Origin of the sequence: Hymenobacter terrenus (assembly GCF_000972495.1) — a bacterium.
In the GTDB taxonomy this organism is placed as follows: Bacteria; Bacteroidota; Bacteroidia; order Cytophagales; family Hymenobacteraceae; genus Hymenobacter; species Hymenobacter terrenus.
On the sequence record NZ_LATM01000017.1, the window covers coordinates 110,061 to 121,063 of the forward strand.

Sequence of the window (11,003 nt, forward strand, 5' to 3'; positions counted from 1 at the left end):
AGCCAACCGACCCCATGTACGCGCCGCTGCTTGCTCACATTGCTCGCTACGTGACGTTGACCGCGGCCGAAGCCGACCTGCTCATCGGCTACCTGCGGCGGCAGCCGGTTGCCCGCAAAGAACTTCTGCTGGCGCAGGGCCAGGTGTGCCCCGCCAACTATTTCGTGCTGCGGGGCTGCCTGCGCACCTACCTCACCACCGAAAAGGGCACCGAACAAACTATTCAGTTCGGCATTGAGGGCTGGTGGCTGACGGACTATGCCAGCCTCGATTCGCGCAGGGCGTCGGAATTCTTTATTCAGGCGGTGGAGGATACGGAAGTGGTGGTATTCGACCAGCAAGTGCAGGAAGAGGTATTCGGGCGGCTGCCGCAGCTGGAGCGGTATTTTCGCCTCATTTTGCAGCGGGCGGTAGCTGCATCACAGTTTCGGGTGAAGCTGATGTTCAGCTTGTCGGGGGAGCAGCGCTACCACCATTTCAATGCCTTGTTTCCGGAGTTTGTGCAGCGGGTGCCGCAGTACATGCTGGCTTCGTACCTGGGGTTTACGCCCGAGTTCTTGAGTAAAATCCGGGCCCGGGTGGGGTAGACGTAGGCAAAAGCGTTTCTTGAACTAGATTAAGTTTTCCCGGAAGGCTGAGCCGGAATTTTGTCGCATCACTCACCCAATAATCAACTGAGAAGATGCGCACCAACATCCAGAAAACCGAGCCCGAAGCCTACAAAGCCATGTTCGGCTTGGAGAAATACCTGAACGGCTCGCGCCTCAGCCCCACCCACCGCGACCTGATTAAGCTGCGCGCTTCGCAGGTCAATGGCTGCGCCTACTGCATCAACCTGCACACCCGCGAAGCCCGCCAGCGCGGCGAAACCGAACAGCGCCTTTATCTGCTGCCGGTGTGGCAGGAAACTACCCTCTTCACGCCCGAGGAACGTGCCCTGCTCGCCCTCACCGAGGAAGTGACGCGCATCGGCCAGCGCGTTTCGGAGGCTACCTACCAGCAAGCCGCGGCGGTGTTCGACGAGCAGTACTTGGCGCAGATTATCATTGCCATTGCTACCATCAATGCCTGGAACCGCATTGCCATTGCCACGGAGCTGCCGCTCGAAGCGTGAGACAATGCTCAGAAGCGAGTTGCATTAGCCAGAATGCTGCAAGAGTGCGACACTTGGCCGCTCGTCGTCCGCGCCGTTCGGATGTCGTCTGAACGTCATCGTTCAACGAGGAGACGCCAAGGGTAGCGTCTCTACACCGGACGGGCGGGAGTAGCCGCATAGCAGTCTTCGCCACTAGACGGCGGCAAGAACCGGCAGCTTCTCAGCTTCGGCTTTCAGCCGCTCCAGCCAGAGCAGCGTGCCCTTGGCCAGACCGCGGTTGAGCGGCCCTTGGAACAGGCTGGCCAGTATCCCTTCCATGCTTTCATCGACGACGACTTCGGTACCGTTGGGTACGGCCGTCAGGGTCCAGTTGTGAATGGCGTACACGCCAAGGGACTTGCCGGTCCAGCCCAGCTTAGTGGCGGGCGCGACGGTGTGCAGCGTGGAGTGAATGCCCGCCCCATTGGATTTCCAATCGAAGCTGGTACCAGGCTGCAGGGCGCCGTTGAGCTGGGGCCGCTGAATATCGGGCTGCCAGGCTGACCACTGGTTAATGTCTGTCAGCACGGCCCACACTTGGGCGGGGCTGGCCTCGATAACGATGCGTTGGTGGGTTTTGACCGGGGCGCTGGCATTGATGAGTACGTTCATGACACAGAGGTTTTTGGGAGGTGATTAATGACCCAAAATTCCGCCCGCTGGCCAGGCTCGTACGATAACAAAAGATAAGAAATCAACGAAGTGCATCCCGAATGCTGCGCTACGCCCCGCGAGCAACCCGGTTGCGGATGCGGCTTAGGCTGACGGGCGTGATGCCCAGGTAATTGGCGATGTAGTGCTGCGGCACCCGTTCCAGGATTTTCTTTTTGTTGCTGGCCAGCAGGTCGCGGTAGCGCTCTTCAGGGCTGAGCATCAGCAGGCCCACCATGCGTTCTTCGAGGCCTAGAGTGAGGTATTCGGCCAATACCCGCCCGAATTTCTGCCAGGCCATGCGCTGCTCAAACAGCCCAACCAGCACCGCGTAGGGAAAGCTGAGGTAGCGCCCTTCGCTCAGCGCCTCGATGGTGACGAGCGAGGGCCGGCCGGTCAGACAGCTCATGTACGCGCTCATCAAGTGGTTTTCGAAGAAGAAATAGGTAGTGCGCTCCTCGCCATCTTTGGTGTAGAACTGCCGGAACATGCCCTCCAGCACAAAGGCCACCTCGTTTGCCACCCGCCCCTCCGGCGCAATCAGGCCGTGCTTTTTGATGGTAACCAGCCGCACATGCGGTAGCAGCAAGTTCCAATCGTCGTCGCTGAGCGTCACGAACCGGGCAATGTGCTGGCGCAGGCGTAACAGGTCTTCGGGGGGCGCGTTCAGCATTGGGGACAGCGTTGGGGGTGGTTATCCTGACAAGATATTTCTCGCTCGAAATCATTGCAAAGCGGTACGCCCTCCCCTACCGCAGCCATTTCCAATTCACCGATACGTTGATGACCCGGCCCTCCACCGGGGCCCACAGCTCGGGAAAAGCTGGGTTGGTGCGGTCGCCCAGCACCACAGCTTCGCGCCGCGTCTGGCGGTAGTCAAACAGGTTTTCGCCGTTGAGAATGAAGGTCCACGGGCCGATGTGGTAGCGGGCCAGGGCCGCCACAATGGGGTAGTCGGGGCGGGAGGAACCGTTGTCGAGGTACTGACGTCCGGTGTAGCTGGCCTCAATGCCCAAGGCCAGGTGCTCGCCGATTTCCTGGGTGGCCACGGTAGCCAGCTTGTGGCGGGCGGCCAGGGGCACGTTCGGGTTGGCGGCATCGTAGCGGCGGCGGGCGTAGGTGTAGAGGTAGCCGAGATAGAACTCGGTACCTTCGTAACGCAGGCGGGCGTAGCTCTCCAGCCCTTGGCTGACGGTGGGAGCCCCGGCATTGAGCCATCCCAGGCCGACGCCGGTAGCACTGGGCCCGATCGGGAATCTTACCGGGCGGAAGATGAGCGGGTCTTGCAAGCGGGTATAGAAGAAGCCCTGGTTCAGGTTGAGGCTGAGCCCCGAAGCGAAGCGGTGCTGGTAGTTCACGTCGCCGTTGAGGCCCTGACTGCGCTCGGCTTCGGGGTTGAGCAGCTGGAGAGGCAGCACCTGGGGGATTTCCCGCTCATCAAGCTCGTTCACGTAGGGCACGGGCACGCGGTAGCCGTAGCCGCCGTTCAGGCGCAGCGTGAAGTCGGGGCTGGCTTTGAAGAGCACGGCGGCGCGGGGCAGCACAAAATTGCCGTAGGTGTTATGGTGGTCGAAGCGCAGGCCACCCTGCACGCTCAGGGCGGGGGTGAGCTGCCAGTCATCCTGCACAAAGCCGCCCACGGTGGCGTAAGTGTAGTCGTTTTGCATGCGCGTCCGGCTTTCGGCGTAGCGGGGCTGGAAGTCCTCACCCAGCACGTTTAGTCCTCCTACCAACGTGTGCGAACCGTAGCGGTGCAGGTAGCTCACTTCGGAATAGTAGGAAAGCTGGCGACCGACGTAGGCCACGGTGTTGGTACTCACGCCGCGGCGGAACCAGCTGGCGGTGCCTTTCACGGTGAGGCTGCCGCCGGCCAGGCTGTCCTGGGTATAGATGAGGTCAGCGGAGTGGCGCTGGGTGCGATTGGTGACGAAAAACCGGTCGGCGGGGGTGCGGCTGAGGTCCTGCACCACGCGGGCGTCGCCGCCCTGGCGGTCTTCCACGGTGCCGGTGTAGCCAAGGGCCAGCTGGCCGTTTTTGGGGTAATAAAACAAGCGCGGGTGCACTGTAAAGTTGCGCAGCCGGGGCACGTCCACGAAGCCGTCGCCGTCTACGTCAGTGCTTTGCTGGCGGGTGCCGCCCGCAAACAGCGAGTAGCCCACCCGCTGATTACGGGCGCTGGCAAAACCGTTGAGGTTGCTTTCCTTAAGGGTCGATTGGTTGGCGGTGATGGTGAGCTGCGGGTCGTTCAGCACCGGCGACTTGCTCACCAGGTTGACCAGGCCGGCAATGGCGCCGCCGCCGTAAAGGGTGGAGCTAGAGCCCTTGATAAGCTCAATCTGGCGCAGGTCGAGCGGCGGAATTTGCAGGATGCCGAAGGAGCCGGAGTAGCCGCCAAGTAGCGGCAGCCCGTCGCGCAGAATCTGCGAATAGCGCCCTGGCAGGCCCTGAATGCGCAGGTCGGCGTTGCCGGTGGTGGGCGAGGTAGGCTGAATCTGGGTGCCGGCAATGTCGCCGAGCAGCGAGGCAATGTTGCCGGGCTTGATGCCGTTTTCTTCCACCAGCTCCTCCTCCCCTATCACCTCCACGCGGGTGGACAGGTCTTCGATGCGCGAATTGGTGCGGGTGGCCGTGACCAGCACTTCCTCCTCAATGGCCTGCGCGCTGGGAGCCAGACGTAGCACGAGCTGAGCCTGGTCGGCGGGCACGGCTACCAGCTGCGGCCGGTAGCCCAGCGCTTCTACGCGCAGGCGAGTGCCAGCGGCCGGCGCGGGCGCGAGGGTGGCCCGACCGTTGACATCGGTGGCAGCCCCCACGCCCGTGCCCGGCACACTCACGCTGGCCCCAATTACGGGCGATTGAGTCAACGAGTCGGTCAGCACCACGGTTAGGGACTGGGCCAGCACGGCCTGAGACAGGAGCACTCCCAGCACCATCAGCAGGCTGCCCCGCAAAATGGGCCAGACGGACAAAAGGAAGCGAGAAGGCAACGGAGCGTTTTTATTGAAATAAAGCGTCCGCTCGGCACGCTGGGCGGTTAGTTCAGGGGGTTGGCGCATTGTCACAAAAGTAACTTACGCGGGTTACTGACTGCCGTAGTGGATCAGGGATTGAGTTCGCAGCGAGCCCAAACGGGCTTCGTACTTCCGAACTTGCGTTTACGTAAGCCCTTCGTTCTGCCCGGCTCCGAGTAACTTGGTAGTAGTATTCGCTGCCTTAGTCGCGCTTTTATGTCTGCTCATGCCTGATTCTTCCGCCCCGGCGTTCACGGCCGATGTTCCTGCTTCTGAGGAACTGCTGCACGTGTTGCTCAACGTTTCCCTGACGGGAATCATGATTTTGCGGCCGGTGTACGATGCCGGCGGCACCGACATCATTGACCTGGCCTGGGTGCACCTCAACCCGGCCGCTCAGCAGATGCTGAAGCTGCCGGAGCGCCCCAACCAGTCGTTTCTGACGCTCTTCCCAACGGCCGCGGTGGCCGGTGTGTATAACTTTTACCGCGACACCTTTTTGTCGGGAAAACTGGAACACCGCCAGAACAACTACCAGCACGATGGCCTCGATGGCTACTATCTATTGGCCGCTCAGCGGCAGGGGGAGGTGCTGGTGGTGAGCTTCACCGACACCAACGACCAGCCCCGCACGGCTGTGGAACAGGCCTTGCGCGCGAGCCAGGCCCGCGAGCTGGAAGCCCGCGCCGAAGCCGAAGCCGAGCGCAACCTGCTCCAGGCCGTGCTCACACAGTCGCCGGTGGCCATTGGCTTGCTGCAGGGCGACGACTGCGTGGTGACGGCCGCCAACGACCTGCTATGCGCCATGTGGGGCTACTCGCCGGCCCAGATTCTGGGCCGGCCGCTGCTCGAAGGCGTGCCCGAGATGCGGGGGCATGGTTTCACGGAGTTGATGCGGGAAGTGGCCCACACGCGGGTGCCCTTCGTAGGGACCGAAGTACCCGCCGAGTTGCTACGCGAGGGCCGGCTCGAAACGCGCTATTACAACTTCGTATACCAGCCCTTGTACGGCCGTCAAGGAGAGGTGATGGGCATCATCGACATTGCCGCCGACGTGACGGAGCAGGTACTGGCTCGTCGCCAGGTGCAAACCCTGAATGAGGAACTGGCGTCCATTAACGAGGAGCTACGGGCCAGCAACGACGAATTTCTGACTGCCAACTCCGCGCTGGCCCTCTCGCAGCAGGCGCTCTATTCCCTCAACCAGGAGCTGGAAGGCCGCGTGGTCGAGCGCACCCAGCAACTACAACAGCAGCAAGCTGTCCTCCGCCAAGTGCTGACCCAGCTGCCGGCCTCCATTTCCACCCTGACCGGCCCGGACCACCGCTACTCCTTTTTCAACGACCATTACCGATGGATTTCCGATAACCGCCCCTACCTGGGCCGGACCATTGCCGAGGTATTTCCCGAAGCCGCGGAGCAGGGTTTTATCAAGCTGCTTGACCAAGTGTACGCTACCGGTGAGCCGTATGTGGGCGTTGAGGTACTGGCCCAGGGCCACAACCCCGCCACCGGGCAGTCCGAATCCGTGTACCTGGACATCGTCTATCAGCCGTTGCGCGATGAACGGGAACAGATAACGGGCATTCTGGCTTTCGTTCTGGACTCCACCGAAAAGGTGCGGGCCCGCCACGCCATCGAAGCGGCTGCCCAGCGGCTGCGCCTGCTCACCGATGCCCTGCCCGTGCTCATCGCCTACCTCGACCGTGAGCGGCGCTACCAATTCGTGAACCACGCCTACCGAACGTGGTTCAATCAGGACCCGGCCGCGCTGCTGGGCCGCCCTGTGCGCGAGGTGGTAGGTGAAAAAGCCTATGTGGCCGCCCAGGGCTACATGGACCGCGCCCTGGCCGGCGAGCGGCTGGCCTTTGAAGCCCGCATGCCGTATCGTGAGGGTTTCGTGCGGTACATCCACACCGACTACATTCCCGATGTGCGCAACGGCGAGGTGCAGGGATTCTATTCCCTGGTAACCGATGTGACCGACCAAGTACAAGCTCGTGAGCAGGTGCAGGAGCTAAACGAAGAGCTGGCCGCCATCAACGAGGAAATGCAGGTGGCCAACGAGGAGCTCCGCGACACCAACGACCGCCTCAGCCACACCAACGTAGACCTGGATACGTTCGTGTACACGGCTTCGCACGACCTCAAAGCGCCCATTGCCAACATTGAGGGCCTGCTGCTGGCCCTGCGCGAGCAGCTGCCCGCCCCGGTCCAGCAAGACCCGGACGTGACCCACCTGCTCGACCTCATGCACGGCTCGGTGGCGCGCTTTCAGCGCACCCTCGGCCAGCTCACCGACATTTCCAAGCTGCAGCAGGCACATACCGAGCCCGCCGAAGCCCTGGACCTGGCCGCCGAGGTCGAGGCCGTGCGTCTGGACCTGGCCCCTGCCCTGGCCGCGGCCGGCGGCCAGTTCACCGTGGATGTATCGGCCTGCCCCACCCTGCGCTTCTCGCCCAAAAACCTGCGCAGCATTTTGTACAACCTGCTCAGCAACGCCATCAAGTACCGCGACTCCGCCCGGCCCCTGCAAGTACGGCTCTACGCCTACTGCACCGACGGCCAAGCGCTATTGGAAGTGCACGACAATGGCATGGGCCTCACCGAAGAGCAGCAGGGCAAGCTGTTCGTCATGTTTCGGCGCCTGCACACCCACGTGGAAGGCACCGGCGTGGGCCTGTATATGGTGAAGCGCATTGCCGAAAACGCCGGTGGCACCATTCGGGTGCAGAGCCAGCCCGGCGTAGGCTCCACGTTTACAGCCGTGCTGCCCGACCTCTCCTAAACCCGAAAGGCCGGCTGTGCGTAGGCTCGTCTTATGCCTAAGCTTACCAGCGTGTTGCTGGTCGATGACGACCAGACCAATAACTTTTTGAATGAGCGGCTGCTCAAGCGTCTCAACGTGGCCGACAGTATTCTGGTGGCCGAGAACGGCCAGGAGGCCCTGGACGTATTGCACCGAAGCAGTTCGGCGCCTCAGCCGAGCTACCCCGCCCTCATTCTGCTCGACATTCAGATGCCCGTCATGAACGGCATCGAGTTTTTGCAGGCCTACCAGCAGTTGCCCCTGGCCCAGCAGCGCGCCACCACCGTCGTGGTCCTCACCACCTCAATGGATGCCCGCGACCTGGCCCGCCTCGACGAGCTGCCCGCCGCTGGTCTGGTCAACAAGCCCCTGACTCAGGAAAAGCTCGATCAGCTGCTCCAGCTTCATTTCCAACATTAACTGGCCAGCAGGTAGCCCGATACAACAGATGACCAACCAACGAAAAGCCCCGCTGGAGAATCCGAGCGGGGCCGTAGTTCTTTAATACCTCCACAAACGAGGCTACCACTTATTAGTGTGCGTTACGCCTTGGATGGAAGTAGTTTCAAGGCTGATATAAATATCGGTAACCAAACTTCCCTGCCGTTCCGACGGATTGAATTTCTCATTGCACGTCATGCAATAGCCCTTTGTGAAACTAATTTCTTTGAATACAGAGGGCTGGTCATTATGAAAAAATGAATCTTGCCGTTGCGCTGGTCAAATAGGTCAAGCATCCATTCAACCACCGCATTTTCTTCCGAAGGCTGCAAGCGTAACGCAATATAACTGCCGTATACGCCACTATTGAGCCTTCTCTTATCATCGCGGGTTTGCAAAAAATCAACTTTTGCGGCAATCAACTCATAGCCTTCTGCCCGGCCACCGTCAAAAAACAATACTGCGTGAAATGACATAATTACTACTCTTTAAGGGTTGCTGATTTAATTAGTCAGGCTTTATATAAGCCAGACTAATGGCTGCTGGCGCAACACCTTCGTCCGTCAACTCTTCGTCTAGTTCACGGTCGGTATTGTTTTGGTAAATAATTATCTCACCTCCTACAATCGCCATGTGAATGATAACCGAATAATAATTCCTATCCCCACGCCAACCAGTGCGAATGAGCAAATACGTATCGGTGTCTTTGTCTGTTATAACGTGTGTCTTTATTTCAGGAATATCATAGCCACTGGTAGGGAATGGTGTAATGACATTTAAAATAGCTTGGCGGTAGTTTGCTAGTGTTTCCATTCGATTACTGATTCCGTGTCTGGATTAAAGATGATAAGCTCAATCTCGTTACTAGCAATGATATATTGAACGCTTTTATTAGAGAGGATTGTTCGGCAGGCTTTTTCTGTAATTGCTAAATAAACTTTTCGGCCCATTTATTCATTGTGCATTACTCTCGTATAAAGAAAGTATTGAGCCATTGAAACTTTTAGCTCATTTGTATTAATATTATCCTGACGGAAGTTTTTTACCTCAACCGCTATTTTAACTGTCGCGCGTTGTGCAATTATTTTTTCAGCTCCTAAGTTGCACTCAAGCTGTGTAATACCAAATGGTATAGTTAAAGGGTCATGGGTAATAGTCCAACCGTCCCGCTCAATAGCGCGCTTGACAGTATCGTGGTAGAAATCTTTTCTTGCCATGTGAAAGGATAGTGTAGGAGTGGAGGATTTATATACCAAAGAGAAGCCAGTAACATGATGGCGACGGAACACGTCATCATCTATCCCAGACGTGGCACACATTTTCGACCCCCTTGAAAATATGTGCCACTCCCTTGGCACATATTTTCAAGGGGGTCGAAAATGTGTGCCATGTTCAGCGCGTACCTTGCCGGACTAGCGGGAGCGGCGCACCACCCCCTCCCCAGCCAGCCCCTATGATTCGACGCCTGACCGCCGCTGCCGGAAGCCTGTTGGCCGACATGCGCATGTATTTTGGCCTTTCGCAGGCCGAGCTAGCGGCCTTGCTGGGCCTGCGGCGCCCCCTGGTAGCGCAGGCCGAAGCTGGCACCCGAACACTACCACTCACCGCCTGGAGGCGCCTGCGGGCCGTGCAAGCCGCCAGTCAGGCGGCGGCCATCCTCCTTCCCACCCCCGACCTACACCCGCTGCGCATCCGACTGGCCCAATGCCTGGCCCAGGCTCAGCAGATGCAAGTTCGGCTCACCTACGAGCTGCCCCCACGCGCCGCCGCAGCCCGCGCCCGGCTGGGCGCCGCTACGGCCCTGCCCGCCGCCCTGGCCACCGCCGAGGCGAAGGATGCCCTCCCACCCCGCGCCCGCGAAGACCAGCTGGCCCAGCTCACCCTGCTCCTCAACGGGGCCCGCGCCGAATGGGATGAGCGAAGCGGCCCCGTGCCCGCCGCCCTGCTACGCGCCCGCCGCGCCGGCCTGCTGGCCGAAGCCGACGCCCTGACGGCAGAACTAGCCGCGCTTGAAGCGCCCGCCGACGAAGCCCAACCAGCCACCCGGCCGAAGTAGCGTTTCGCCTGATTTCCCACAGAGGGTACATCCGAAAATACTCGACCGGTCATGCTCCAGCGGGTATCCACTGGTTGAAGCGGGGAGCGCCACGAACGCGGCGGCTCCGCCCACATTGGGGTGGAGCCGCCGTGGCCGGTCAGCGTCAGCTAGCGCTCGAGGATACCGGTGAACTGGCTGATGAGGAAGATATGCTCGCGCAGCTTCACCTTCTCCAGGTGCTCCACCGTTTCAGGACCGCCCAGGGCTAGTAGAGGCACGTAGCCGAAGCATTCGTCAAAGGCCGGCTCGCCCAACCGTTCCCGGGCGGCAGGATACGGCTCCCAATACAAGTCTTCACTTAAGAAGTCCTCATCACTCAGGTTGCGAAAAAAGATGTTAAAATTTTGACCGACCGCACTGGTAATACCATGCCGGTAATTTACGAACACTAAAAAGCCGCGTTCCCAAATAATGAGGTCACCCATCCCAGTAGCGAAGAGGACGACGGGCGGGGCGGGGGCAGGAGTACTGGTGAGTTGATAGGTGTCGGCCAGCAGGTCGGCGTAGTCGTCAGGGTTCACCACCTTGAGGTAGCCGTCGCAGAAGGTGCCGAAGCCATACTGCTCCCAGACCTCTAGGAGTTCTGCTGGTACCAAGTCGCGGTAGCGGGCGAGGAGTTCCGGCGTTGGCTGGTCAACGATAGTGTATTCTGGAAAGCGGGTAAGCAGCTTGATGAGCACGGGCGGCGACTAGCGTTCGAGCAGGCCAGTGAATTGGCTGATGAGGAAGATATGCTCGCGCAGCTTCACTTTCTCCAAATGGTCCACCGTTTCCGGGCCACCCAAGGCCAGCAGGGGCACGTAGCCGAAGCACTCGTCATAGGCGGGTTCACCCAAATGAGCGCGGGCGGCCAAGTAC

Annotated in this window: 11 protein-coding genes and 2 pseudogenes; 5 read left to right on the forward strand and 8 right to left on the reverse strand. The window is 60.0% G+C overall.

Annotation, left to right across the window (positions count from 1 at the left end; all coding sequences use genetic code 11):
* Positions 1-14 precede the first annotated feature (14 nt).
* Together WX88_RS18400 and WX88_RS18405 are read left to right on the forward strand one after the other, a co-directional pair.
* The gene (locus WX88_RS18400) at positions 15-587 is read left to right on the forward strand and encodes a Crp/Fnr family transcriptional regulator (protein WP_046245860.1); all 573 of its coding nucleotides are present in this window, start codon (positions 15-17) and stop codon (positions 585-587) included.
* Positions 588-682: 95 nt separating this feature from the next.
* Positions 683-1,114 carry a carboxymuconolactone decarboxylase family protein gene (locus tag WX88_RS18405; protein WP_046245861.1) on the forward strand — a complete coding sequence of 144 codons (432 nt, stop codon included), beginning with the start codon at positions 683-685 and terminating at the stop codon, positions 1,112-1,114.
* A gap of 174 nt (positions 1,115-1,288) precedes the next feature.
* On the opposite strand, the gene WX88_RS18410 is transcribed toward WX88_RS18405, so the two are convergent.
* From WX88_RS18410 to WX88_RS18420, 3 genes are all read right to left on the reverse strand, one after another.
* On the reverse strand, positions 1,289-1,747 hold the full coding sequence (locus tag WX88_RS18410) for an SRPBCC family protein (protein WP_046245862.1): 459 nt from the start codon (positions 1,745-1,747) through the stop codon (positions 1,289-1,291).
* A gap of 109 nt (positions 1,748-1,856) precedes the next feature.
* Positions 1,857-2,459 carry a Crp/Fnr family transcriptional regulator gene (locus WX88_RS18415; RefSeq protein WP_156176256.1) on the reverse strand — a complete coding sequence of 201 codons (603 nt, stop codon included), beginning with the start codon at positions 2,457-2,459 and terminating at the stop codon, positions 1,857-1,859.
* A 76-nt stretch (positions 2,460-2,535) separates the two neighbouring features.
* Complete coding sequence (locus WX88_RS18420; RefSeq protein ID WP_082116139.1) at positions 2,536-4,842, reverse strand: TonB-dependent receptor; 2,307 nt, start codon at positions 4,840-4,842, stop codon at positions 2,536-2,538.
* Between the two features lie 181 nt (positions 4,843-5,023).
* On the opposite strand from WX88_RS18420, the gene WX88_RS18425 reads away from it, so the two are divergent.
* Positions 5,024-7,585, forward strand: coding sequence for a PAS domain-containing protein (locus WX88_RS18425; RefSeq protein WP_046245863.1), 2,562 nt, complete (start codon positions 5,024-5,026; stop codon positions 7,583-7,585).
* A 33-nt stretch (positions 7,586-7,618) separates the two neighbouring features.
* The gene (locus WX88_RS18430) at positions 7,619-8,026 is read left to right on the forward strand and encodes a response regulator (RefSeq protein ID WP_046245864.1); all 408 of its coding nucleotides are present in this window, start codon (positions 7,619-7,621) and stop codon (positions 8,024-8,026) included.
* 102 nt (positions 8,027-8,128) lie between these two features.
* Here WX88_RS18430 and tssD read toward each other — a convergent pair.
* The 3 genes and pseudogenes from tssD to WX88_RS31500 all read right to left on the reverse strand — a co-directional run bounded on the left by tssD (position 8,129) and on the right by WX88_RS31500 (position 9,366).
* Positions 8,129-8,523: pseudogene (gene tssD / locus WX88_RS18435) on the reverse strand (type VI secretion system tube protein TssD).
* Between the two features lie 31 nt (positions 8,524-8,554).
* The gene (locus WX88_RS18440; RefSeq protein WP_046245866.1) at positions 8,555-8,860 is read right to left on the reverse strand and encodes an element excision factor XisI family protein; all 306 of its coding nucleotides are present in this window, start codon (positions 8,858-8,860) and stop codon (positions 8,555-8,557) included.
* A pseudogene (locus WX88_RS31500) lies at positions 8,848-9,366 on the reverse strand (element excision factor XisH family protein). Before WX88_RS31500 ends, WX88_RS18440 begins: the two are co-directional and overlap by 13 nt.
* 134 nt (positions 9,367-9,500) lie before the next feature.
* Between WX88_RS31500 and WX88_RS18450 the strand changes: the two are divergent.
* Entirely contained in the window at positions 9,501-10,103 is a 603-nt protein-coding gene (locus tag WX88_RS18450; protein WP_156176259.1) for a helix-turn-helix domain-containing protein, read from the forward strand.
* A gap of 149 nt (positions 10,104-10,252) precedes the next feature.
* Here the strand turns inward: WX88_RS18450 and WX88_RS18455 are convergent, their stop codons facing one another.
* Entirely contained in the window at positions 10,253-10,825 is a 573-nt protein-coding gene (locus WX88_RS18455; RefSeq protein WP_052732844.1) for a T6SS immunity protein Tdi1 domain-containing protein, read from the reverse strand.
* 9 nt (positions 10,826-10,834) lie between these two features.
* Positions 10,835-10,999 (reverse strand): T6SS immunity protein Tdi1 domain-containing protein, encoded by a 165-nt coding sequence (locus tag WX88_RS32140; RefSeq protein WP_082116141.1) that lies wholly within the window; start codon positions 10,997-10,999, stop codon positions 10,835-10,837.
* Positions 11,000-11,003: the final 4 nt, after the last annotated feature.